A 24,159-nucleotide genomic window follows, 5' to 3' on the forward strand; every position below is an offset into this window, starting at 1 on the left:
CTGTGCAATCACACGGGCCCGGGGGCACGTTCTGACAGCACGAGACCGGCCTGTGGGCACGCGAGGCCGGTGAACGGTGGGAGGACCGATGGCACGAACCGGCAGGCGCCCGGCTGGGTCGGGCGCGCGCGAGAAAATTCTCGCCGCCGCGCGGGATGCCTTCGCGGCGCGGGGCTTCGGTGGGGTCACGATGCGGCAGATTGCTTCGATCGCCGCCGTGGACCCTGCGCTGGTGCACCACTACTTCGGCACCAAGGACCAGCTTTTCCTCACCGTCCTGCGCAGCGCGGTCGATCCGGACCGGATCCTCGCACAATTGCTTGCTGGTGGCGTCGACACGCTGGGGGAGCGGATCGTTGCCGAATTCCTCCGACTGTGGGAGGGCGACGCGGGCGCCAACGCCAGCGCGTTGTTGCGTACGGCGGCGACGGCCGACCACATCGCACGGCTGGTCCGGGAGGTCATCTTTCCCGACGTGGTCGACGCGGTGATGAGCAAATGCGATCTCGATCCGGGCGAGGCGCCCCTACGGGCGGCGTTCGTCGCCTCGCAGTTGGCCGGCCTTGCGTTCACTCGCTACCTGGTCGAGCTGGAGCCGCTGGCTGCGGCAGCGGCCGACATCGTGATCCGCACCGTCGGAGCGACCGTGCAGCGGTACCTGACCGGTGAGCTGCCGTCCCCGAACCCGTAGCCGCAGGGATGAGCGGCATCGGCGGCGGGGGTTGTCCCTGGCGGGAGCAGGACCTGCGCATTAGGGACACGTGCCCCCCAACCCCCCCCCGCCGGAAGTCCTGCAGCGACGCGGAGCCTAAGCGGCCCGGTGCCGCGGCGTGAGGAGGAGGCGGGGCTGATCCGGTCCGACCTGCCGCCGGAGTGGGTGGTGACCATGTCGGCGTCGCCGCTCGTCGCCGGAGCCCGCACTCGGCGGGTAGGCGCGGCGCCGGGGTCGGACCTTGTCGTCGGCGTTCTCCCAGCGGTATCGCAGCACGCCCCGGACCGCTGCGGTTCCGTCCCAGCCCGGCCCATGGCGGTCGATCGGTGGGGCGGTGGTGAGGTCCCATTTCAGTCCGTGCGCCTGAGTCCCAGGGAAAGTCTCCGAGCCCTGCGTTTTGCCTCCCTGGCCCTGGGAAATGCGCTTGCGCCAACAAGATCTCAGCTGCCAAACCCGGACGCTGATTTCTCGCTACGTCTGCGTTTGGCCAGGGTACGACCCTTGACGACGGACGTCGGGCTGGGTCCACCACGCCGTGGCACCTGTTGTTGACACCTGGGAGGGTCGCGTTGTCGTTCGCACCGGAACACCGGACGCCCGTGGCTGTCAACCCCGATGGCGAGCCGTCCGGGGCGGAGGAGAGGGTAGGTGCCGTTGACGTCGACGTGCTGGTGGTCGGCGCCGGCCCCACCGGTCTGACAGCGGCCTGCGAGGCCATTCGGCACGGGCTGAGCGTCCGGATCGTCGACCGTAAGGCGTACCGCTCGACCTTCTCCAAGGCGCTCGTCGTCCATGCCCGCACGCTCGAGGTGTTCGAGACCATGGGGGTTGCCGAGGCCACCGTGGCCGAAGGGCAACCATTCGCCGCGTTGAACATCCATGCCGGTCGTCGTCCTCGCACGGTGCGCGTCGATCTGATGGAGCTGCCCTGGGGTGACACCGCCTATCCGTACTGGCTGTCCATCCCGCAGTACGCCACAGAGCGGATTCTCGAAGAGCACCTCAACCGGCTGGGCGGGGAGGTGGAGTGGCAGGTCTCGCTCGATGAACTCCATGAGGAAGGGGATCACGTCGAAGCGCGACTGAAGCGGGCCGACGACGGCGAGGACGTGGTGCGCTCGCGGTGGGTGGTTGGCTGTGACGGCGGCCGCAGCCGGGTGCGCGAGCAGGTCGGCCTCCACCTCGACCGGGCAGATGCAAAAGCCACATTCGTCCTGGCCGACGTCAAGACCACCGCAGACGTGATCGAAGACGAAGGTCATGTTTTTCTTGGTCCGGAGGGCCTGCTGCTCATCGTTCCGATGCCCGAGCCGCGCCGGTGGCGCATCATCGCGCACGTACCGACACCGCCGTCGGATACGCCGATCACCATTGACGCCGCCTTCCTCGACGCGCTGATCAGACGGCGATCGGGGATCGAGTTCGGCAGCCACGACGTCGTCTGGCAGTCGCAGTTCAACCTGCGTCACGGCATCGCCGACCACTATCGGCGGGGACGGGTGCTCCTCGCCGGCGATGCCGCGCACGTGCACAGTCCGGTTGGAGGCCAGGGCCTGAACACCGGCGTCCAGGACGCCCACAACCTTCTTTGGAAACTCGGAGTCGCGCGGCGCCGGGAAGTCCTCCGGACGGAGGAACTCCTCGACAGCTATGAGGCAGAACGGCGTCCGGTCGCCCGGGCCATGGTTCGGGGTACCGCGCGGGCGACCGGGGCACTGACCGCCCGCAGCGGCCTCCTCCGAGCGCTGCTCGGTCCCGTCGCCCCCCGGATCCTCTCCCATCCCGCCGTGCAGGCGCGGCTCGGACGGGCGGTCGGAATGCTCGAAATCGCCTATCCGGTTAGCCCGCTGGCCAATCCGGCCATCGCCTCGGCGCGCGCCGGTCGTCGCATGCCCAACCCTGAACTGCGCACCGGCGGACGGCTGTATCAAGAGCTGGACCCCGGCCACTACACGTGGGTCGTGCGGCAGAAGCACGGCGAGGCATTTCCCCATCCTTCCGCCCCGACGTGGGGCGGTCTCCCGGTGGTGTTTCTTGGCGACGGGTCGCTCGTTGACGGCTCGGGGCCGCTGCCGCCGGTGGTCCTGGTCCGGCCCGACCGGTACGTCGCCGGGTCCGGTGACTCAGTCGAGTCGGTCTGGTCGCAACTCGCCGTCCACCCGGAACAGGTGCCCGTGCCCAGATGACCTGTTGGGGCCCGGCCGCGACGCGGCCGGGCCCCAACAGGGGTTGCGGGAAGGATCAGGCAGCGGAACCCGACCCGTTGGCGGCCTCCCGCAGTGCCCGAGGATCGGCTTCACCCCGCGTTTCTGCCAGCTCCGCCGGCGACCCCGCCTGCGCGCCGGCGGATCGCCGACGCTTCCGGCCCGGCATCCACCAGGCGGCCCGGCCGAGGATGGCGAGCAGCGCCGGGGTCAGTACGAGCATGGCGACGAGCGCGTACATCGCGATCGCGGTCGCCAGCCCGAACCCGAACAGGTTGACGGTGCGCTGGTCGTTGAGGACGAAGCTGGCGAAGACCACCACCATCACCGACGCCGCCGCCATGATCACGCGCGAGGTGGCGCCCATGCCGGTGACGATGGAACGCCGTGCGTCACCGGTCCGCTTGTACTCCTCGTGCACTCGGCTGAGCAGGAACACCGCGTAGTCGGTGGAGAGGCCGAAGAGGACGGCGAAGAGCATCACCGGGGCAAACGACTCGACCGGGCCGGGTTGGGAGCCGATGAGTCCGGCGGGCCACCAGCCCCACTGGAAGACCGCCACCACCGGGCCGTACGCGGCGCCGACGGCGAGCAGGTTCATCACGACCGCGACGAGCGGGACCAGCAGGGAGCGGAACTCGACCAGGAGGACCAGGAAGGCCAGGCCGACCACGAGCAGCATGAACCAGAGCATCCGCTCGTCGAGTTTGTCGGCCAGGTCGATGCTGGTGGCCGTCGCGCCGCCCACGTGGGCTTCGGCGCCGTCGGCGGCCCCGGGCAGCACGTCGCTGCGTAGTTGGTGCACCAGGTGTTCGGTGGACTCGTCGTCGGGCGAGCCGGTCGGTACCACGGTCAGCACCGCGGTCCGGCCCTCCGGGTCGATGCGCGGCGGGGACACCTGCGTCACCCCGTCGGTCGCCATCAGGTCGGCGCGCAGTTCGGCGCTGGCCTGCTGGACCTGCTGCGGGGAGGTGCCGGAGGGGTAGTCGACGGTCACCAGCAGCGGGCCCGTCATACCGGGACCAAAGTCCTCGGCCACCAGCTCGTACGCCTTGCGCTGGGTGGACTCCGCCGGCTGGGAGCCACCGTCGCCGGTGCCGAGCCGCAGCGAGGCCAGCGGAAGGGCGAGTACGACGAGGAGCGCGGCGGCCAGCGGTACCGCGAGCCAGCGCCGGCGTTGCACTCCGCGGGCCCAGCGGTGCCAGCCGCTCTCCCGGTCGCTGCCGTGGTCGAAGCGGATGCGCCGGACCCGCAGCCGGTCCAGCTTGCGGCCGAAGATCCCGAGCAGGGCGGGCAGCAGGGTCACCGCGGCGAGCAGCGTGGCCGCGACGGTGACGGCGCTGGCCAGACCGAGCGCGGAGACGAACGGGATGCCGATCAGGTAGAGACTGAGGATCGCGACGATGACGGTGGCGCCGGCGACGAGGACTGCCCGCCCGGCCGTCTTCATCGCCCGCTCGATCGACTCGGCCGGGTCCTGACCCTGCGCAAGTCCTTCTCGGTGGCGGGTGACCACGAGCAGCGCGTAGTCGATGCCGACCCCGAGCCCGATCATGGCGGCGACCACCGGACCGGAGGTGCCGATCGTCACCCAGTTGGTGAGCAGTTCGATCACCGCCAGGCCGAGGCCCAGCGCCATCAGGGCCGTGACGATCGGCACCACCATGGCGAACAGCGACCCGAACGCGACCAGCAGGACGACGACCGCGGCAATCAGCCCGTACACCTCGCTACCCGAGGGGCCGGACTCCGTCTGGACGGCCGGGCCGCCGTACTCGACCTCCAGGCCCTGGTCGCGCAGCGGGTCGAACGATGCCTGCGCCTGCTCGACCGCGCCCTCCGGGATGTCCTTGGCGCGTTCGGTGAACTGCACCGTGGCGATGGCGGTCCGGCCGTCGTCGGAGACCAGGCGCTGGCCGGGCCCGTACGGGGACTGCGCGGCGGCGACGTCGGAGTCGGCGCGTACGTCCGCCAGCGCGCCGTCGACCGCGCGCTGGACCTCGGGCGAGGTCACCCCGCCGTCGCTGTGGATGACCACCTGCATGCCGTCGCCCGACATGTCGGGGAACCGCTCCCGCAGCGTGTCGTACGCCGCCTGCGAGTCGGTGTTCGAAAGCGTCAGGTCGTTCGTGAACGATCCGCCGTACTGGTGGCCGCCTGCTAGCGCGCCGGCCAGCACCACAGCCCAGGTGACCACCACCAGCCAGCGGTGTCGTACCGAAAACCTACCGAGAGCAGCAAGCAAGGCTGAACCTCCTGAACGGGACGGGGGTGCGGCAGACGCCGCACTCCCCGGGAAAGGGATGTCCGAAACAAGACACGTGTCTAAACAAACGATACACGCGTGTTCGAGTAGTAGTCCCGCCAAGGGGCGACGGCGGAACAGGGACTTGGCTGGCGTAGATTCGTGGTCAGTTGACCGTCAAGGCGTGCTCCGGACCGCGCGACTGGCTTGGAGGATCAGATGGCCGTACGCCCGCCCGGCTTCGGCCCTGTCGGTGCCGACCTGCGCGAACGGGCCCGCGACCAGCTGCTGGACACCGCGCTGCGGCTGTTCGTCGAACGCGGCTACGTCGGCGTACGGGTGGAGGACATCGCCAAGGCGGCCGGCATCTCCCGCGCCACCTTCTACAAGCACTTCTCCGAGCGCGAAGAGATCCTCGCCGAACTGTTCGCCCGGCTGCTCGGCCGGGAGCCCGTGGCCGCGCCGCCGGGACCAGCCGCCGAAGCGCTGCCTCGGATCCGGGAGCTCCTGATCGGCGCCGCGGCCCGGATGGTGACCAACGAGCAGCTCGCCAGATTCGTCTACACCCTTCCCATCCGGCATGCCGCCCTGCTGGGCCAGGGAGCCCGCCCGCCCGTCCTCGAGGTGGTGGACCGAATGATCGAGGAGGGCGCGGCAGCCGGAGCCCTTCGCACCGACATCCCTGCGGCGCTGATCACCGCGCACATCGCGCGGACCTTCGAGGCCGCCATGCGTGACTGGGCCGAGGGTCGAGCGGCGGACGTCGCGCCGCACGTGGCACTCCTGCTCGATCTAGCGTTCGAGGGCGTCGAGGCGGCGCCGTAGCAGACGCGCGGGCACGCCGCTGTCAGAGTTCTGCCAGGGCCAAGCCAGTGGATGGGTGTGGACGAGAATGGTGCCGGTCAGTCGCTCGTGGCTGGCGTACCGGCCGCGACGTCCGGAGCGGGGATCAGCCGGCCGTCCACCTGGGACCAGACGCCCTCCGGGGTGTCCCCGGCTGCGGCGATGTAGCGGTCGGGGCGGACGAGCGCTACTTGCGCCACACCGTCCACGTGATGGAGCAGTGCGTCGTCCGTGACGTGAACCAGCGGCAGGCCGTTCCATCGGGGATGGTTCGGGTCCGGGGTCGTTTCGCCGGCGGCTCCTCGTACCACCCAGGTGTGGCCGGTGCGGTCCAGTCGCTCGTAGAGCCGGCCGCAGGCCCGCAGTTCCGGGTTCGGCATGCGCCGGCCGGCGCCGGCTGGGACCGCCGCGGCGGGCACGATCGGGCTGTCGGGGTATGCGATGTCGAGCATGCCGACGTTGCGGCCGAGTCGGGCTTGGACGGCGGAGCGTCGGATGACCGCTGGCGCCATCGCACCCACCACCGTTCGGATCAGACTCCCTCGGGTCGTCAGGATTCGGGTGACCTGGGCGGTGCCCCGGACCATCGCGTGGCCGATCGGACGGCGCTCCGCCTCGTAGCTGTCGAGCAGCCGCTCAGCGGCCTCGGCGTCCATCCGTCGGGCGAGGCCTAGCTTCCAGAGCAGGTTGTGCGCGTCCTGCACCCCGGTGTTGAGGCCCTGCCCGCCGACGGGGCTGTGGACGTGCGCCGCGTCGCCGGCGAGGAACACCCGCCGACGGCGGTAGTGATCGGCAACGCCGTGGCTCAAGTTGAACTGCGACTCCCACACGACGTCGTGGCTGCCGAACTCGATCCCCGAGCGTTCCCGGATCAGCTCATCCAGGAAGGCGGCGTCGATGGTGAGCGGCGCGTCCGCCGGGGGAGTCGGTACGTGGGCGATGATCCGCCAGCGGCGGGGCTCCGGCATCGGCACGATCAGCAGCAGTCCCGCCGGGTGGAGAAAGACGTGTCCCTCGTCCTCGGTCAGGTTCGCGCTGGTCTTGACGTCCGCGAGGACGAACGTGGCACCCGCGTCCGAGCGGTCCAGCCGCAGGCCGACCTGCTCGCGTACCCGGCTGCGTCCGCCATCGGCACCGACCACCCAGCGAGCGCGTACCACCTCGTCTTCGCGGTCCGCGCGGGTCAGCGTCGCTTCGACGTGGTCGGCACGGTCCTGGAGGCGATCGAGGGTGGTCTGCCACTCGACTTCGCCGCCGAGCGCGTTGAGGTGGTCTTCAAGGATGCGTTCCGTCGCGTACTGGGGGATGGACAGCCAGAACGGATAGGCGGTGTCGCCCCAGGGCTGATCGAGCAAGCTGACGCGGACGGCGCGGCGCCGGCGCCCGGCGTGGGTGTTCAGGGCCGCGAACCTGGTGCCTTCGGCGAGGATCTCGTCGGCGATTCCCATCGTCTCGAACACCTCGAGCGTCCGGGCATGGGCCACAAGAGCCTTCGAGAAGGTGGAGCGGTAGGACTTGCTTTCGATGATCCGGACAGTCAGGCCGTGTCGGATCGCTTCGGACGCCGCGGTCAGACCGGTCGGACCGGCGCCGACGACCAGGACGTCAACCTGGGGTTCCACGTCCTGCGCCGGCTGCGGCTGATGCTGCAGAACGATTCGGGTACGGGCCTGCGGGACGTTTGGGATACCGCGTTCGAAAGTCACTTTTTCCTTCCTCCAGGCAGTGGTCGGGGAGGTGACTGCCGGCGGCAACCGTAGCCTAAGTGAGACACAGGAGTCTAGTTTTCTGGAGAGAAGATCATCTCCCCCGGTTTGGACCTCCGAACAGGCGGCTTCCGACCCGCCAAGCCCGATTCGCAAGATCTGAACGGCCGCACCGACCGCGCTCACCACCGCCACGGCGGCGACGGCGGCAACGGCCACTCGGCCGGGGCGCCTACCTGCACGAAGGCGCGACACGCCGCTCCCCGCCCGCCGGGCCAAAGGTGGCGGCGACAACCCTGGCGTACCGGCACAGCGCGCGGGCGGGTGTCACTCGAGCGGATCACGGACCCGGAGTACGCCGCGATGGCGTCCTCCAGGCGCTCAAGCAGATCGACGGGTGGCAGGACATGACGCTTACCGGAGCCGCGCAGACGGTACAGGTGTTGGCCTACCCCGCCGGGATCCGGTGGCCGAGCACCGATCGACGGCCAGTGCGAGCAACTATCCTCTGGCCGGAGTTTGACCCGGTCCCACCAGCGGCCCTCTTCATATCTGGGCCGTCGCCCGCGTATCCGGTCGGCCGCACCCTACGGGAGGCAGCGCGCACCGGCCCGACGCTGTTGACAGTGGCCCCCTGCGCTACCGGAAGCGATAACGAAGGCCCTCCTTGCACCCCTCAGGGGTGGGTGCCGACGCCGTCGGTGAGGGTCTCGAAGATCAGATTGGCCACGGTGCGGTGATCGGTACCGCTGGCCAGCGTGCGGACGCCCGCGGCCAGCAGCGCGGCCATCGCCGTAACCACCCACTGGGCCGGCAGTTCGGGGCGGATCAACCCCGCCTTCTGTCCCCGCCGGACCACCTCGTGCAGGGGGGCGAGCACCTCGGCACGCCCCTGCAAAAAGGTGGGATCCAGCTCGGCGCCCTCGACGAGCAGGGCCCGGAAGCGTACGCCGTGCGACGCTAGGGCATCCACGGCGCGGCGGAGCGCGTCGAGGGGATCCCCTTCGTCGAGCCGCGACCCGGCGATCGCCTCGGCGGCGCTGACCAACGCTTCGGCGCGCATCGCCTCCAGCAGGTCCTGTCGGGTGCGGAAATGACGGTAGACCGTTGCGCGAGCGAGGCCGGCGGTCCGCGCGACCTGCGCTATCGAGGCTCCGGGATTCTCCGCGAGGGCCTCGGCGGCCGCGTTCAGCAGGATCCGGCGGTTCCGTTCGGCGTCGCTTCGCGTCATCCCTGGAGAGTCGAGTTCCGGCACGACTCCTTACTAGCAGAGTGTGTCGGTTGCGGCGCCACCCCGCCCCGGCTCGGGCGGGTGTACTCCGCTCTCCGTGCCTTACGACCGCCTTCGCCGGCTCACCAGCACAAACGCCCCTGCCGCCGGATGCATCACGACAGCTACGACAACGAAGACCAGCCAATCGCCGCGCGGACGGCCGGGGAAAGATCGGTCGCCGTACCTGATAACCCTGCCGCCGAGTTGGTGAGGTGCTGGTGCCGCTGCTCATCGCGGCGGCGCACGTGGCCCGACGAAACTCCGGGCGAACGTTGCGCGGCGGATCTGCTGTACGGCACGTAGCAGCGCCCGCCCAGGGCGCGGTGTTGCTGGCCCGGGGCCGCCGGTCCAAAAGCTGCCGCCCGTATCGGACCCCCGGCCGTGTCGAACGGGCCGGGCGGGCAGGCTCCGACCCGTACGCGTTCGCCGCCTGGTACCGGTCCAAGCCGTGGTCAGCGTTCTCGTGACCGTTGTGGGGTCGGACCGGCCATGGGTGCGGTCGCTGTTGTTGACCGCGCCCACGTTGTGGGGCGCGATGGTAATTCTCGTCGCCGCGACCGTGCCGCAGCGGGTGCTGCCCGCCGGGGCTCGACGGGTTCGAATGCATCCGACAGTTGCGTCGCGAGGAAACAGCGCTTTCACCGAGTGCTGGGCGTCCAGTCGACGTGCCCTCGGAAGTGGGTGGTGGAACCTGTTCCAAACCCCGGCAGCCGGCCGGGTGAGGTACCTATCGTGGCGCCCATTGGACACCAAGCGGGGGCGGGGCGGGACCTCTACCGGCGGTTGCGCGGGCTCAACGCGGTCGTCGGTCTGGTGCTCGCTGCCGAGGGCATCTGGATGTGGGCGGCCAGCAACGGCCTGTCTTTGCCGGTGCGATCAGTTTCCCCGCGTGGTGGGCGCGGATCTTGCGCCAACCGCGGCGCCCCGGCTCGTACCGGCTGTCCCGGTGCTTCACTACGGCGCCTTCGGGGCCGACGTCGGGCCAGCTTTGTAGCCACTCCCGCCGGGCGCTCGGAAGAGCGTCCCGCCGGTCCGCTCGCGGCTATCGCCCGGTGCGCCGGTCCACCACCCCGGGAACCGGTGTGCTCTGCGGGAAGGCGCCGTCGAGCAGGGCGACTCCGTCCTGCGGACGGGCGCTGTCGAGCAGCCCGGAGCGGGAGTGCCGTTTGTCGGTCCGGTCCACCCCCATCGCCTGGTTGCGGTGCTGTTCCAGGGCGGGGTCGCACTGACCGTCCCGGTTGAAGGACCACATCAGCATCGGGTCGCCCAGCGGCAGCGCATCACCGGGGCGGGCGTCGAGGCGGCCGGTGTGCCAGGTGTGCCAGGTCTTGCCGTAACTGTTCATCAGCATGGCCATCAGCGCCCGCTCGGCTGGCTCCGGCAGCCCGGGCGCGATGAGTGACCCGCCGAGCACCTCGTAGTTGTGCGGGTGCCAGTAGCGGCGTTCCGCCTCGGGCAGGGTGTCGTGCAGGCGTCCGGAGACGATGTACTCGATGCCGATGAGGTTCGCCTCGGCGGTGTTGCCGTCGAAAAGCACGCACTGCAGGAAGTCGTCGTTGACCTGCCGACAGTAGTGGTGCGCCTCCATCTGCATGGACGGGTCGTCCTTGGCCGGGTGGAACCCGACGACGTACGCGTCGAACCCCTTTAGCGGCGCGGTGTCCTGCAACGCCTTCGACCCGAGCGACAGGCCCTGGTGCCAGAGGCTCGTCGACTCACCGGGGGGTCGTACGGGGCTGGGGGGTCGATCCATGGTTGCTCCCTCGTTCGTCGTCGTCCCGCCGCTGTTCGCCCGTCGGTCCGCACGCCAGGCACCGCCAGGGCGGCGACGGAGGATTTCCCCTCCCGGCGACCGGTCGGACGAAATGGGCGGCTTTCCGATATCGCCGTCCGGGTTGCGCATTCCCTGACAAGGAGTAGGTAGCCCTCCAGAGCGGGATGAAACATGCAGTTCGGGTACAAGCTGTCCGGCGAGGGGGTTCAGGCCCGAGGAAACTGCTCCGCCAGGCCATGCGGGCCGAGGAGGCCGGTTTCGACTTCGTCGAGATGAGCGACCACTTCCATCCCTGGCTCGATGTGCAGGGGCACTCGCCGTTCACCGCCCCGGCGCTGGCGTTCTCCATGTCGCCTCCACACCGTCTCCACGGCAGCCGCACCCCGCGGCGCCACGGTGGTGGTGTCGGCACCGATGAAGGAGGACGAGATGAGAACAACGACCCGCCGGACGGTGATCCTGGTAGCAGCGGGCGCGCTGGGCCTTGGTGGGGTGGCGATCGCCGCGCCGGCGCTGGCCGGCGCCGGGCCCTTCGACCGGCCGGCAGCCACTGCCACGCCGGGTCCAGGCTGGGGCGGTGGCATGGGCTATGGCACCCGCGACGGCGCCACCGGCCCGATGGGCTCGGGCGCGATGGCCCGGGGCGGCAGGTGCGCCGCGTTGTCGGTCACCGCCCAGCAGGGCACGCTCACCGACGCGCAGAAGAGCACCCTGGCCGCGATGGCGCAGGAGGAGAAGCTGGCACACGACCTGTACGGGGCCCTCGGCACCACGTACGACCTGGCGGTCTTCGACCACATCGCCAACTCCGAGGCCCAACACCTGACCACGGTGCGGACCCTGCTGCAGCGCTACGGCGTGGCCGACCCGACCGCGGGCACGACCGACGGGAAGTTCAGCGACCCGGCCGTGCAGGCCACGTACGACAAGCTGCTCGCTGAAGGAAACGCCAGCCAGACGGCCGCCCTCGGAGTCGGCAAGAAGGTCGAGCAGACCGACATCGCCGACCTGAAGGCCGCGCTGACCGGCCTGTCCGCCCCGGATGTCACGCAGGTCTACACCAACCTGCTCGCCGCCTCCGAGCGACACCTGGCCGCGTTCACCCGCTGGACCTGACCCCAACCCCACGACCGCGGCGGTGCCGGCCGAAAGCCGGCACCGCCGTCCGCCGGGGCGCAGGGCCTTCCCGACACACCTTGCCGGCCTCGGTGCTCATCGCCGGGTCAACCAGCGGCGGCCGGATGCCGGGCCGGCAGGCGGATGGTGACGGTGAGCCCGCCGCCCGGGGGTGATTCCAGCGCGACCGCACCGCCATGCGCGGTGATCAGCTCGCGGACGACAGCCAGCCCAATGCCGCTGCCGGCGATGTGCCGGGCGTCCCGGCCGCGCCAGAGCCGTTCGAAAGCGTGGGGAAGTTCCTCTGCCGGGATGCCGGGACCGGTGTCCGCCACGGTGAGCAGCGCCTCGCCGGTCTCGACGCGCGCCCACAGGTCGACCCGGTCGCCTGGGCGGCAGTAGCGGGCGGCGTTGGCCAGCAGGTTCGTGACGGCCTGGTGCAGCCGGTCCGGATCGGCCCGGACCGGGACCGGCCGGTCGAGATCGGGCATGACGGTCAAGCCGGCGGCATCCAGCCGCGGGTGCTGGGCGGCGAGCGCGGCGCGGGCCACGGCGGCCAGATCGGTGTCGACGGGGTGCAGGGACAGCACGGCGGCTTCGGCGGCGGACAGGTCGGCGAGGTCCTCGACGACCCGGCCGAGACGCAGGGTCTGGTCGTGCAGGGCGGCAAGCCGTTGCGGGTCGGCCGGGCGCAGCCCATCCCGCAGTTCCTCCAGGCCGGCCTGCAGGGCGGCCAGCGGGGTGCGCAGTTCGTGGGCCACGTCGGCGGCCAACTGCCGACGGACCCGCTCGGCGCGTACCACCTCCTCGGCCATCGTGTCGAAGGCGCGCGTCACCTCGCCCAGCTCGCCCGGCGCGGACACCGCCGCCCGGGCGGTGTGATCACCGGCCGCGAAGCGACGGGTGGCGGCGGCCAGCGCGACCAACGGCCGGGCCAGCCGGCCGACCACATACGCGCTGACCAGCAGCGCCGCGACAAGTGCGACCAGCGCGGCACCGCCGATCCACGACCAGGCCACGCCGCGGCCGCTGGCCGCCGCAGCGGTGAAGGCCAGCCGCACGGTGCCGACCCGCTGCCCGCCGGCGGTGACCGGCGCCTCCACGACCGTGCCGGTGCTGGTGTGCATGCCGTCCATGGGGCCCATGCCGCGGCCGGGCCACACCATGCCGCCGTCGGGTTGCAGCACCACCAGGCGGGCGCCCGCGCCGTCGGCCAACGCCGCGGCCTGCGCCAACTCCGCGCCGGTCCAGCTCCCGGCCCGGGCGTACGCGGCACCGGCCGCCGCCGCCACCCTTCGCGCGACCTGCTGCCGCTCGGCCTGCTGGGCGCTGGCGAGCCCGCGGTTGGTGGCCACCAGCGCGGCGATGCTGAGCACCGCCACCGAGGAGAGCGCGACCAGCACGAACGCGGCCAGCAGCCGCCGGCCCAGCGGGCCGGACAGGGGCCGCCGCCCCCGGCTGCTCGGCCGCGACAGCTCAGCGGTCACGGGTCCAGCCCAGCCGGTAACCAACGCCCAGGACGGTCTCCACCACGCCGGCGGCGTCCGGGCCGAGCTTGCGGCGCAGGTTCTTCACGTGCGAGTCGATGGTGCGCTCGTACCCGGGAAACTCGTACCCCCGGACCCGGTTGATCAGCTCGTACCGGGAGTACACCCGGCCCGGGGCGGCGGCCAGCGTGGTCAGCAGTCCCCACTCGGTGGGGGTCAGATCCAGCCGATCACCGTCCAGCACCGCCTCGTGGCGCTGCTCGTCCAGCCGCAGCCGGCCACCTCCGAAGCAAGCCGAAGCGACGGAGCCGGCTGTGCCGTGGGTACGGTGCAGCACGGCCTCCACCCGCAACACCAACTCGGTTGGGCTGAACGGCTTGGTGACGTAGTCATCGGCGCCCCGGCGCAACCCGTCGATGCGCTCCTCGACCGTACTGCGCGCGGTCAGCACCACCACCGGCACCTGCGGACCGTCGTGGGCGGCGGCCAGCACCTCCAAGCCGTCCACGTCCGGCAGGCCCAGATCCAGCACGACGAGGTCGACCCCGCCGGCGGCCAGACGGCTCAGCGCTTCCGCACCCGATCCGGTGGTGTGCACGGCGTGCCCGGCCCGTTCCAGGTAGCGGCGTACGACGTCCCGCAACTCCCGATCGTCCTCGACGACCAGCACCGTGTCCGACACAGCCTCACGCTCCCGCCGCCGGCGCGCCCGGGCCAGGGCCGAACGGCCCGCGACGCGCCGTCGGCAGGCCCTGCCGCGGATGAGGTGGCAATCTCCACCGAGCCCTCCACCCCGTGCCGAGCGTTGCCGGACCCGGAGATACCATGAGGCGCTCGCCGAGTAGCGCAGCCGGCCGCCCGAGGAACGCGGTGTCGAAGTTCGGCATCCAGCCGATCCGTGGCGGGCACCCTGCCCAATCAGCCAGTCGCTGCCCTGGATTCGGCAGTCCCTATTACGACCGATCCTTCCGCCGCATTAGCTGCCTCGCTGGCGTGGGAACAGGTAAACAGGATTGGTTTGCGGTAGCCGCCCGATGAGGTGCTCCTGCCCAGCTCAAGCTGTAATGTTACGCATCGTGAAGTGCTAGGCTTAATCGCATGAGCACCTATTTTGTGTCTCGGGTGCTACGCGGAGGTGCTCAATTCCCCCCTCGGACACAAACGATAACCCCACGGTGCGCGCTGAGATCGGTTTCAGCGTGCACCGTTTGCGCTTCAGGGACTGCGTAGATTTGCGTGCTTGACCTGGGTGTGGTCCGTTGGACAGGACGTTGATCCTTGTCCGGGAAGGACCACGTCATGGCAGACAAGAAGAACGCTGTTCAGCTTCCTGAACCGACGTCGGCGGAGGTGGAGTTCGCTCAGCAGTTGGTCGAGCGGGCCAAGGCCGACGGAGTGTCGTTGGTCGGGCCGGGTGGGCTCCTCGCGGGGATCACCCGGACCGTCCTGGAATCAGCGCTCGGTGCGGAGCTGGATGCTCACCTCGACGAGGCTGGCGTCGAGGAGGCCACCGGCCGGCGGGTCAACATCCGTAACGGGCACGGTGCGAAGACGGTGCAGACCGAGGTTGGGCCGGTGCGGATCCCAGGTCCCGCGGGATCGGACGGGTTCGTTCACGCCGCGGATCGTCCCGAAGCACACCCGCCGGCTGGACGGGTTCAACGAGGCGATCCTGTCGCGGTATGCCACAGGGCTGACCACCGGGGAGATTTCCGCGCATCTGGCGGACGTGTATGACGCCGACGTGTCCCGGGAGTTGATCAGCCGGGTCACCGACGGCGTGGTGGACGAGATGGAGGCTTGGCGGCAACGGCCCCTCGACAGGGTCTATCCGGTGGTGTTCATCGACGCCCTGGTGATGAGGATCCGCCAGGGGCAGGTCGCGAACCGGCCCGTCTACGTCGTGGTCGGTATCAGCCTCGACGGGGAACGCGACGTGCTCGGTATGTGGGCCGGTACCGGCCGGGAGGGCGCCAAGGAGTGGGCCGGTTACCTCACCGAGCTGCGCAACCGCGGTGTCGAGGACGTGTTCATGGTCTGCTCTGACGGCCTCAAGGGCATGACCGACGCGATCGAGCAGGTCTGGCCGCTGGCGGTGCACCAGCAGTGCGTCGTGCACCCTGGCCGCAGTTCGTGCCGTTCCTGGACTACGACCACGAGGTCCGCAAAGTCCTCTACACGACCAACATCATCGAGAGCCTGAACGCCCGGTTCCGTCAGGCCACCCGCCGGCGGGGCCACTTTCCGGCCGAGCAGGCCGCGATGAAGGTGCTCTACCTCGTCGTCCAGCAGAAACGTAAGGGAGGCGGGAGCATGACCGGCCGGGTCTACGGTTGGGCCAAGGCCCTCAACGCCCTGATCCTCGCTTACGGCGACCGATCGCCATCTAACAATCCCGATCACACCACAGGCCCAAACACGGAAATCGACACACTCCCGGGAAACATCACCTCCCCGCTTGGGGAGGATCGAGAGATGGCAGGAACGAAGCCGTATCCGCTGGAGTTGCGGGAGCGGGCGGTGCGGATGGTGGCGGAGGTGCGGCCGAACTACGAGTCGGACTGGGCGGCGATCACGGCGGTGGCGGCCCGGCTCGGGATCGGTACGGCCGAGACGTTGCGCAAGTGGGTCCGTCAGGCGCAGGTCGACGATGGGCAGGTGGAGGTGCGTTTCCGCCACACCCGCAAGCGGTCACGCAGCCAGTGGTAGCTGGCCTTGGTCGTACGGGATCCGGTGCCGTAGTCGACGTGGGCCAGACCGAAGCGGGGCCCATACCCGCGGGCCCACTCGAAGTTGTCGATGAGCGACCAGTAGAAGTACCCTCGCAGATCGAGCCGGTCGTCGACGGCGGCCGCACGGGCCGCCGCCGCCAGGTGCCCGGCCACGAACGAGATCCGTTCCGGGTCCGGCTCGGGTTCGTCCCGCAGGTCGGCGCAGCCGTTCTCCGTCACGTACACGGCAGGCAGGCCCGGGTAACGGTCCGCGAGCCCGGTCAGGGTGTCGAAGAGCCCTTGCGGCTCCACCGGCCAGCCCAGGTCGGTGGTGGGCAACCCGTTTGGCCGTAGCTGCCGGACCCCGATGTCGAACGCGCTGCGCAGCGCCGGGTCGGGCTGCTCGTATGGGGCGTCGGCGACGTGCACCCGGTAGTAGTAGTTGACACCGAGGAAGTCCAGCGGTGTCGAGATCACCGCCAGGTCACCGTCCCGGCGGAACGACAGATCGCTCACCCCGGCGTAGAGCCGCTCGAACCCGGACGGGTACGCGCCGCCCAGCACCGGATCCGTGAACTGCCGGTTGAGCATGAGGTCCTGCCGATCCGCCGCCGCCCGGTCGGCCTCGGTATCGCTGGCCGGCACGGCGGGGGAGAGGTTGAGCGTGATGCCGACGCGCGCCCGCGGGCCGGCGGCGGACCGGACTGCGGCGACCGCCCTGCCGTGCCCGAGCAGCAAATGGTGGGCGGCGGCCAGGGCACCGTGTCCTTCGGCGGCGCCGGGCGCGTGCCGGCCCTCCGCGTAGCCGACCATCGACGAGCAGTACGGCTCGTTCAGCGTGATCCAGTCCTGGACCCGGTCACCGAGGACGCCCGCCACCGCGGCGGCGTACTCGGCGAACCACTCGGCGGTATCCCGTACCCGCCAGCCACCCTCGTCCTCGAGCGCCTGGGGCAGATCCCAGTGGTACAGCGTGACGAACGGCCGGATGCCGTGCCCGCACAGGGCGTCGACGAGCCGGTCGTAGTAGTCGAGGCCCCGCCGGTTCACCGCGCCCCGCCCTGCCGGCATGACCCGTGGCCAGGCGATCGAGAAACGGTAGGCGTCCACGCCGAGGCCGGCCAGCAGGTCCACGTCCTCCCGCCAGCGGTGGTAGCTGTCACAGGCGACCGAGCCGGAGGTGCCGTCGTCGACGGCACCGGGGCGGCGGCAGAAGGTGTCCCAGATCGACGGCCCGCGGCCGTCCTCGTCGACCGCCCCCTCGATCTGGTACGCCGCGGTGGCCGCGCCCCAGCTGAAGCCGGCCGGCAGGTCCGGCAGCTCGGGCAGGTCCGGCTGGGTTGCGGCCGCGGCGGCACCTTGGGATGTGGTGGTCATCCCTTCACCGCCCCCTGCATGATGCCGTCGACGAGTTGCCGGCCGAGGAGCATGAAGACGACGAGAATCGGCAGCGTGGCGAGCAACGTGCCGGTCAGCGTCAGGGTGTAGTCGGTGGTGTAGCCGCTGGCCAGTGCGGAGAGCGCCACCTGCACGGTCGCGTTGTTCTGCAGCACGACCAGCGGCCAGAAGAAGTCGTTCCACGCCTGCATGAAGGTGAACAGCCCGAGCACCGCCGCGGCGGGGCGGGCCGCCGGCAGGACGATGTGCCAGTACAGGCCGAACGTGCTGGACCCGTCGACGCGGCCGGCCTCCAGCAGTTCGTCGGGCACGGCGCGGCCGAGGTACTGGGTCATGAAGAAGACGCCGAACGCGGTTACCAGCCCAGGCACGATCACGGCGGTGAGGCGTCCGGTCCAGCCGAGGTCGGCCATCAGGATGTACAGCGGGATGATGCCGAGCTGGTGCGGCACCATCGAGGTCGCGATGGCCACGACGAGAAGCGCCTTTCGGCCTCGGAACCGCAGTTTGGCGAACGCGAACCCGGCCAGGGTCGAGAAGAACACCACGGAGACGGTGATCGAGCCGCTGACGATGAAGGAGTTCACCAGGGCTCGGCCGAAGTCGGTCGTGTCGAACACGCGCGCGATGTTGTCGAAGAGGTGCCCGCCGGGCACCAGGGCCGGCGGCACCTTCGTGACGGCGTCGCTGGTCTGCGAGGACACGACGATGGACCAGTAGAGCGGGAAGACCGACCCGGCCACGACCGCCAGCAGGGCGCCGTAGCTCCAGACCGAGCCCTTGCGTGGGTACCCGAAGCTCCGGCGCCGGTGGGACCGGCGTTGCGGCGGCGAGGGTGTGGTGCCGGTCTGTGCGGGGTCCGCGAGGGTGGTCACGGCGTCCTCCTCAGTCCTCGTCCTTGGCGATGCGCCGGGTGAGCAGGAAGTTGATGATCGCGAAGATGGCGATGACCAGACAGAGCGTCCAGGCGACCGCCGAGGCGTAGCCGAAGCGGAACTCCCGGAACCCCTGCTCGTACATGAACAGGGCGACGGTCTGGAACTGCCGGTCGGAGCCGCCGGTGGGCGTCTGGGAGCTGGCGAACAGCAGGGGTTCGGCCATGATCTGCAGGCCGCCGATCGTCGAGATCACCGTGGTGAAGATGATCGTCGGCCGCAGCATCGGGACGGTGATCCGTCTGAACTGCTGACCCTGCGACGCGCCGTCGAGGTCGGCGGCCTCGTACAGGTGGTGCGGGATCGCCTGCATCGAGGCGAGGTAGATGAGGGCGTTGTAGCCGGTCCACCGCCAGGCGACGATGAACGAGATGGCCAGGTGGGAGCTCCAGGTGTTGGCCTGCCAGTCGATCGGGCCGATGCCGACGAGGCCGAGCGCCCAGTTGACCATGCCGAAGTCGCGGCCGAACAGCTGGGTGAAGACGATCGTCACCGCCACGATCGAGGTGACGTTGGGCAGCAGCACGCCCATCCGTAGCGCGGTGCGGGCCCGCAGCCGGTGGTTGAGCAGGTGGGCGATCCAGAGCGCGGCGAGTAGTTGCGGCACGGTGGACAGCACCCAGATGCTGAGTGTGTTGCCCAGGGCGTTCCAAAAGTACGCGTCCTGCAGCATCTCGCGGTAATTCGCGAGGCCGACCCAGCGGTGCGACCCGGAGTCGAGCAGGTCCCAGTCATTGAACGAGACGTACGCCGTGTACAGCAGCGGGAACAGCCCGAACGCGCCGAACAGCAGGAAGAACGGCAGGATGTAGAGGTAGGGCGAGCCTTTGGTGTCGAGCCGGCTCAGGCCGGCCCGGTGGGCCTGGTGGAGGTAGGTGGCCATCGTCGATCCTTCGTCGCCGAGGGCCGCCGGCGGTCAGGGGCGACCGCCGGCGGCGCGGGTCGAGTTACTTGGCGAGGCGCTCGACGTCGCTGACCATCTGCTTCCAGGACTCGTCGGAGCTTTGCTTGCCCTGTTCGATCCGGACGAGGGCGTCGCGGATTGTGGTCTGCACATCCCCGGCTCGCGGGCCCTGGTGCTGGGGCTTGAGTTGCTTTGCCGCGGTGGTGAAGAGCTGGCCCACCGGGGCGTTGTTGAAGAAGGCGTCCTTGTACTGGGCAATGTCAGGCTTGTCGTACAGCGCCGGGATGGACGGCAGGTTGCCCCGCGCGGTGAACACCTTGGCCTGCTGTTCCGGGGCGGTCAGCCACGCCGCGAGCTTCTTGGCCTCCTCGATGTGCTTGCCCTGCTTGGGAACGGTGAGGTACGAGCCGCCCCAGTTGCCGCCGCCGCCCGGGACGCTCGCCACGTCCCACTTGCCGGCGGCATGCTTCGCCTGGTCCTTGATCTTGGCCATCATCCAGGCCGGGCACGCGATCGTGGCGAACTGGTCCTTCGCGAAGCCGTTGTTCCACTCCTGCGAGCTGCCGATCAGCCTGGCCGACAGGCTGCTCTGGATCGCCGTCACCGTCAGGTCCCAGGCCTTGCGGACATCGGGGTTGGTGCCCACGACGATGCCGTTGTCCTCGTTGTAGTACCCGACCGGGGCCTGGCCGATGATGGCGTTGAACAGTTGGCCTCCGCCATCGAAGAAGGCGCTGCCGGCCGGGGCCTTCGCCGCGTACCGCTTGCCGAACTCGATGTACTTGTCCCAGCCGCTGCCCCAGGCGGCCGACACCTGGTCGCGGTCGAACGGCATGCCGGCCTTCTCGAACAGGTCACGCCGATAGCAGATGGCCAGGCCGCCGACGTCGGTGCCGTACCCGATCTGCTTGCCGTCCTTGGCCAGCGACGCCGCCCACTTCCAGTCGAGGTACTCGGACTGGCGGTCCTTGCCCAGGTCGACGAAGAGGTTGCCCCGCTCGCGCATCTGCGCGATGAAGCCCGTGTCGACGCCCTCGATGTCGCCCGCGCCGGAGCCGGTGGCCAGGTGGGTGATCAGGTCGCGATGATGGTCGTTGTAGGCGGCCGTGTGCTCCTGGATCGTGATGTTCGGGTGCGACTTCTGGTACTCGTCGTACAGGTCCTGGTACCCGAAGTTGCCGAACAGATTGACGTTCAGGGTGATCTTTTCGTTGCCGCCGCCGGAGCCTTCGTCAGTGCCGGTGCCACACGCGGTCAGCAGTACTCCGGCGGCCAGGATGGCTGCCGTCAGTCGCAACAGTCGGTTTGGGTGCATACCAGGGAACCCTTTCGTGCGATCATGTAACCGGTTACTTGAAACCGGTTACATTGTCGGCAAAGCGATGGCGGTGGGGCGGGTGGAGTTGGATGAAGATCGGATGCCGGCCGAGTCGAGGGTGACCGCCGGTGAGCGCCTTTCCTGGGAAGTGCGAACGGTTTCGGCTAGGGGGTGTCAAGTTATGAAACGGTAACGGTCGATGCAGCTTGACCGGCGGGCATCCCTGACGCTACGGTCGTGAAACCGGTTACAGAGAAGGCACCACATTGACCACAATTAGGGAGTTGGCGCGCCGCTCCGGCGTGTCCGTCGCCACCGTGTCCCGCGTCTTCAACACCCCCGAGGTCGTCAGCCAGCACACCCGCCAGCGCATCCTCGACCTGGCCGCCGAGATCGGCTACCTGCCGAACGGGTCGGCCCGGACGCTCGCCACGAAGAAATCCAACATGGTGGGCCTGGTATGGGACACCGACCATCGCCGCCCTGGATGGCGCCACCCGTTCCTGCAGGAGATCCTCGTCGCGCTCAAGACGGCGCTCAGCGCGCACGGGCTGAACCTGCTCATGCTCGCCGGCCACGACGCGGCAGGGCCCGACGACGGGCAGCGATACGTGCGCGCCGTCCGCCAGCACAATCTCGACGGCGCCGTCATCATCGACAACGGCACCCGGGACCCAGCCGTGCTCGCCCTCGTCGAAGCCCAGGTGCCGTGCGTCGCTCTCGACCTGCGGGTCGACGGCCCGACGTCGACCTACATCACCTCGGACAATGCCGGCGGCGCGGCGCTCGCCGTGCGCCACCTCGTCGAACGCGGCCACCAGCGCATCGCCACCATCACCGGCCCGCTGCGAACCTGGCCGGGAGCCGAACGGCTCGTCGGCTTCCGGGCCGCTCTGGCCGGGGCCGGCCTGCCGCTCGCCGACAGCCACGTCATCGAGGGAGACTTCTATCTCGACGGCGGTCACGCCGCGATGAACCGGCTGCTCGCCCTCGACGACCGCCCTACCGCAGTGTTCGTCGCCGGTGACGAGATGGCTGTCGGCGCGATGCGCGCGGCCCAGGCGGCCGGCCTACGGATCCCCGACGACATTGCGATTATCGGCTTCGACGACATCGAAGTGGCCGCGCTGATCCCGCCCGGGCTCAGCACCGTCGCCCAAAACAAGCCCGGCTTCGGCACGGCCGCCGCCGAGGCGCTGGTCGCCATGCTGCACGGCGGCGACGACCCGCCCAAGCCGACCGTGTTGCCGACGACGTTGGTCGTCCGCGGCTCCACCTGACCCGAACCGCGCGACGTCGGCGCCGTCCCGCTCTGGATCGTGCTGCTGCTCGCGGTTGCTGTTGCCGGAGCCGCTGTCACCGCCCCCGCAACCGGGCCTGCCTCGAGCGTCACACCCGTGCCTGGGCGAGGTCGCGGCCGGCGGTGGCTCGAATGATCCGGGGCCAGGTCCATGCGGCGCGCACGATGAAGGCCAGAGGCGCGGGTCCCACAGTTCGAAGTCTTGATGGCGGCCATCGGGCGATGGAGCGACTGGGTCTCGTCGCCCGCCCGAAGTGGTCACCGAGGCCGGGCAGAACGGAAGGCTTTGGCCTGCGGTGATGTGGGCGATGAATCCGGTGTGACCTCCCAGAGAAGTCCGGAGTGGTCACGCGCATCGCTCCCCGCTTGACTGGTGTCGGCTGTTGTCTCGAAGCTCGCTGACGTCAGCCAACAGGGCTTCGTCGCGTCACCGCATGGCACGGATGCCATCGCGGTGACGTCGGCATGCATCCCGGGGGCTGAGACTCGAATCCCACCCGAAGCCTGCTGACCAGGGCATCGTGCTCGGTGACCTCTTCGGCGAGCCCGAAGGTTCATGCAGCCGGGTTTCCTGACCGACGCGACGTTGTCCGGGCGGGGAGGTCAGCTAGACCCCGGAACGACCGCGACGCCCGAGGGCGTGGTCACCGATCGACCTGCGGTCGTCACATCCGACTGAAGCTGTCGATGCCTCCGTCCGCAGCCGCAGGAGGGCCGGGGCGTTACGCCATCTCGGCATCCCCACGGACCCGCGGGGGCGGGCGACCGTGCGGCGCTCCGGCCTCGCTGCCGGGCAGGCCGTCGAAGGCGAGCGGACGGGCGCGGGCAGCCGTTCGATTTGGCGGTACCGCATCCCGCCATCAATCGATACCTTTCTATGAAAGCTCGTGCGAGGGAGCCCGTCGGAACGGCATCCGCCGTTCCTCGGAAAGGAGTGCGGATGAGACACATGTTGCGGCGCGGTGCGCGATACGCGGCGGTAGTGCTCGGCGTGTGGGCGCTCGGGGTGAGCATGCTGCCCGCGTCCGCCTCCGGGGCGAATCCGACCCGGCCGGTGGCTCCGGCGTCGGTCCGAGCGCCGGAGGCTGCACAGTTCTCCGCCGAAGGCGTCACCACGGTGGGTGAGCTGCGCACACTCGACACCACCCGCACCGCCGACCGGCCGGGTGCGCGTCAGCTCATCCGGCATCCCGGCGCCACGTACGTCAAGGTCCACTTCAGCGCACTGCGGCTGAACGAGGGGGACTACGTCACGGTGTCCAGCCCGGATGGCCGGGAGACCTACCGGTACGACCGGAGCCTCGACCGGACGACCGGCTCGGACTACACCACCGACGGCGGGCCGGGCTTCTGGGCGATGTCCGTGACGGGGGATACCGCCGTGGTGACGCTGCACAGCGCGCGGCCCGCTCGCGCGGTCGTCGACATCGACCGGTTCTGGCGAGGGTACGACCAGGCCGAGATCGCCCAGCACAACTTCTCGACCACGTCCGTCTGTAGCACCGACGCCCGCCGGGACGTGGTCTGCTACCAGAGCACACACCCCACCGAGTACGCCCGGGGCCGGGCGGTGGCACGGTTGCTCATCGGTGGCGGCGGACTGTGCACCACCTGGCGGGTCGGGAACACCAACCGGATGCTGACCAACAAGCACTGCTTCTCGACCCAGTCCGCGGTCAGCGCCAGCGAGGCGCAGTTCAACTACCAGTGCGCCACCTGCGGTGGCAGCAACCCCGGCCCGGGCACGAAGGTGAGCGGTGCGACCCTCTACCGGGTGAGCAGCGGTGGCTCGGGTGAACTGGACTACGCGCTCTACTCGGTGAACAATTTCGCCGCGATCCAGGGGTTCGGCACGCTCTACCTGAGGACGACCGCGACCAGCACCGGCACCCGGATGTACGTGCCCGGGCACGGTGATGGCAGCCCGAAGCGACTGTCGATCTACGAGGACACGCAGAACGGTGGTGTCTGCACGGTGCGCAACGCGAACTACAACACCTGGAACATCAGTTACAGCTGCGACACCTCGGGCGGCAACTCGGGTTCCCCGGTACTCGACGCCAATCACCGCGTCATCGCCCTGCACCACCTCGGTGGGTGCCCGTCCAACCAGGGGGCGAAGGCACACCTGATCTACAACGAGATCGCCGGGCTGATCGACAACGGCTGACGGGCGCTTGCCGGTGGCTCGCCGACCGCACCCGGCGGCCGGGCCACCGGCGCGTCGCGGTCG

16 protein-coding genes and 2 pseudogenes are annotated in these 24,159 nt (G+C 69.9%); 8 read left to right on the forward strand and 10 right to left on the reverse strand.

The features are described from left to right. The first annotated feature begins 88 nt into the window (after window positions 1-88). Window positions 89-691 (forward strand): TetR/AcrR family transcriptional regulator, encoded by a 603-nt coding sequence (locus FHX31_RS09570; RefSeq protein WP_091331284.1) that lies wholly within the window; start codon window positions 89-91, stop codon window positions 689-691. 590 nt (window positions 692-1,281) lie between these two features. After that, window positions 1,282-2,898: an FAD-dependent monooxygenase gene (locus FHX31_RS09575; protein ID WP_162881568.1), complete on the forward strand. Its 1,617-nt coding sequence runs from the start codon at window positions 1,282-1,284 to the stop codon at window positions 2,896-2,898. A gap of 55 nt (window positions 2,899-2,953) precedes the next feature. Here FHX31_RS09575 and FHX31_RS09580 read toward each other — a convergent pair whose 3' ends face one another. Beyond that, window positions 2,954-5,116, reverse strand: a complete 2,163-nt coding sequence (locus tag FHX31_RS09580) for an MMPL family transporter (RefSeq protein ID WP_141722617.1) — start codon at window positions 5,114-5,116, stop codon at window positions 2,954-2,956. 264 nt (window positions 5,117-5,380) lie between these two features. Here FHX31_RS09580 and FHX31_RS09585 point away from each other — a divergent pair, with 264 nt between their 5' ends. Then, complete coding sequence (locus tag FHX31_RS09585; protein WP_091331287.1) at window positions 5,381-5,986, forward strand: TetR/AcrR family transcriptional regulator; 606 nt, start codon at window positions 5,381-5,383, stop codon at window positions 5,984-5,986. Window positions 5,987-6,063: 77 nt separating this feature from the next. Here FHX31_RS09585 and FHX31_RS09590 read toward each other — a convergent pair whose 3' ends face one another. The 3 genes from FHX31_RS09590 to FHX31_RS09600 form a co-directional block, all read right to left on the reverse strand. Continuing rightward, a complete protein-coding gene (locus FHX31_RS09590) occupies window positions 6,064-7,710 on the reverse strand; it encodes an FAD-dependent monooxygenase (RefSeq protein WP_184975740.1) in 1,647 nt (548 codons plus the stop codon). Between the two features lie 676 nt (window positions 7,711-8,386). Further along, window positions 8,387-8,965: a TetR/AcrR family transcriptional regulator gene (locus tag FHX31_RS09595; RefSeq protein WP_141722618.1), complete on the reverse strand. Its 579-nt coding sequence runs from the start codon at window positions 8,963-8,965 to the stop codon at window positions 8,387-8,389. Window positions 8,966-10,025: 1,060 nt separating this feature from the next. Then, window positions 10,026-10,736 (reverse strand): OBAP family protein, encoded by a 711-nt coding sequence (locus FHX31_RS09600; RefSeq protein ID WP_091331291.1) that lies wholly within the window; start codon window positions 10,734-10,736, stop codon window positions 10,026-10,028. Between the two features lie 450 nt (window positions 10,737-11,186). Here FHX31_RS09600 and FHX31_RS09605 point away from each other — a divergent pair, with 450 nt between their 5' ends. Continuing rightward, window positions 11,187-11,873 (forward strand): ferritin-like domain-containing protein, encoded by a 687-nt coding sequence (locus tag FHX31_RS09605; RefSeq protein WP_091332239.1) that lies wholly within the window; start codon window positions 11,187-11,189, stop codon window positions 11,871-11,873. A 107-nt stretch (window positions 11,874-11,980) separates the two neighbouring features. Here FHX31_RS09605 and FHX31_RS09610 read toward each other — a convergent pair whose 3' ends face one another. Further along, the gene (locus tag FHX31_RS09610) at window positions 11,981-13,360 is read right to left on the reverse strand and encodes a HAMP domain-containing sensor histidine kinase (protein ID WP_225319523.1); all 1,380 of its coding nucleotides are present in this window, start codon (window positions 13,358-13,360) and stop codon (window positions 11,981-11,983) included. Beyond that, window positions 13,350-14,042, reverse strand: a complete 693-nt coding sequence (locus FHX31_RS09615; RefSeq protein ID WP_162881566.1) for a response regulator transcription factor — start codon at window positions 14,040-14,042, stop codon at window positions 13,350-13,352. Before FHX31_RS09615 ends, FHX31_RS09610 begins: the two co-directional genes overlap by 11 nt. A 617-nt stretch (window positions 14,043-14,659) precedes the next feature. On the opposite strand from FHX31_RS09615, the pseudogene FHX31_RS09620 reads away from it, so the two are divergent. Both FHX31_RS09620 and FHX31_RS09625 read left to right on the forward strand, forming a co-directional pair. Then, window positions 14,660-15,754, forward strand: a pseudogene (locus FHX31_RS09620) (IS256 family transposase); the annotation flags it as partial. Window positions 15,755-15,835: 81 nt separating this feature from the next. Continuing rightward, window positions 15,836-16,018 (forward strand): annotated as a pseudogene (locus FHX31_RS09625) (transposase); the annotation flags it as partial. Here the strand turns inward: FHX31_RS09625 and FHX31_RS09630 are convergent. The 4 genes from FHX31_RS09630 to FHX31_RS09645 form a co-directional block, all read right to left on the reverse strand. Then, window positions 15,994-17,448, reverse strand: a complete 1,455-nt coding sequence (locus FHX31_RS09630; protein ID WP_184975744.1) for a GH1 family beta-glucosidase — start codon at window positions 17,446-17,448, stop codon at window positions 15,994-15,996. The pseudogene FHX31_RS09625 and the gene FHX31_RS09630 sit on opposite strands and share 25 nt — an antisense overlap. Next, window positions 17,445-18,344 carry a carbohydrate ABC transporter permease gene (locus FHX31_RS09635; protein ID WP_184975747.1) on the reverse strand — a complete coding sequence of 300 codons (900 nt, stop codon included), beginning with the start codon at window positions 18,342-18,344 and terminating at the stop codon, window positions 17,445-17,447. Before FHX31_RS09635 ends, FHX31_RS09630 begins: the two co-directional genes overlap by 4 nt. Before the next feature lie 10 nt (window positions 18,345-18,354). Beyond that, window positions 18,355-19,287 (reverse strand): carbohydrate ABC transporter permease, encoded by a 933-nt coding sequence (locus tag FHX31_RS09640; RefSeq protein WP_184975750.1) that lies wholly within the window; start codon window positions 19,285-19,287, stop codon window positions 18,355-18,357. 64 nt (window positions 19,288-19,351) lie between these two features. Further along, a complete protein-coding gene (locus tag FHX31_RS09645; RefSeq protein ID WP_145824196.1) occupies window positions 19,352-20,623 on the reverse strand; it encodes an ABC transporter substrate-binding protein in 1,272 nt (423 codons plus the stop codon). A gap of 287 nt (window positions 20,624-20,910) precedes the next feature. Here FHX31_RS09645 and FHX31_RS09650 point away from each other — a divergent pair, with 287 nt between their 5' ends. Continuing rightward, on the forward strand, window positions 20,911-21,906 hold the full coding sequence (locus FHX31_RS09650) for a LacI family DNA-binding transcriptional regulator (RefSeq protein ID WP_402881627.1): 996 nt from the start codon (window positions 20,911-20,913) through the stop codon (window positions 21,904-21,906). A 960-nt stretch (window positions 21,907-22,866) separates the two neighbouring features. Continuing rightward, on the forward strand, window positions 22,867-24,096 hold the full coding sequence (locus tag FHX31_RS09655; protein ID WP_013476099.1) for a trypsin-like serine peptidase: 1,230 nt from the start codon (window positions 22,867-22,869) through the stop codon (window positions 24,094-24,096). Window positions 24,097-24,159: the final 63 nt, after the last annotated feature.

The sequence above is a fragment of the Micromonospora sp. CNZ286 genome, from assembly GCF_014207755.1.

Bases quoted from the DNA above. Each gene is read 5' to 3' on its own strand.
- FHX31_RS09605 (WP_091332239.1), top strand. From the start codon at position 11,187: ATGAGAACAACGACCCGCCGGACGGTGATCCTGGTAGCAGCGGGCGCG.
- FHX31_RS09640 (WP_184975750.1), bottom strand. From the start codon at position 19,287: ATGGCCACCTACCTCCACCAGGCCCACCGGGCCGGCCTGAGCCGGCTC.
- FHX31_RS09570 (WP_091331284.1), top strand. From the start codon at position 89: ATGGCACGAACCGGCAGGCGCCCGGCTGGGTCGGGCGCGCGCGAGAAA.
- FHX31_RS09645 (WP_145824196.1), bottom strand. From the start codon at position 20,623: ATGCACCCAAACCGACTGTTGCGACTGACGGCAGCCATCCTGGCCGCC.
- FHX31_RS09585 (WP_091331287.1), top strand. From the start codon at position 5,381: ATGGCCGTACGCCCGCCCGGCTTCGGCCCTGTCGGTGCCGACCTGCGC.
- FHX31_RS09630 (WP_184975744.1), bottom strand. From the start codon at position 17,448: ATGACCACCACATCCCAAGGTGCCGCCGCGGCCGCAACCCAGCCGGAC.
- FHX31_RS09600 (WP_091331291.1), bottom strand. From the start codon at position 10,736: ATGGATCGACCCCCCAGCCCCGTACGACCCCCCGGTGAGTCGACGAGC.
- FHX31_RS09655 (WP_013476099.1), top strand. From the start codon at position 22,867: ATGAGACACATGTTGCGGCGCGGTGCGCGATACGCGGCGGTAGTGCTC.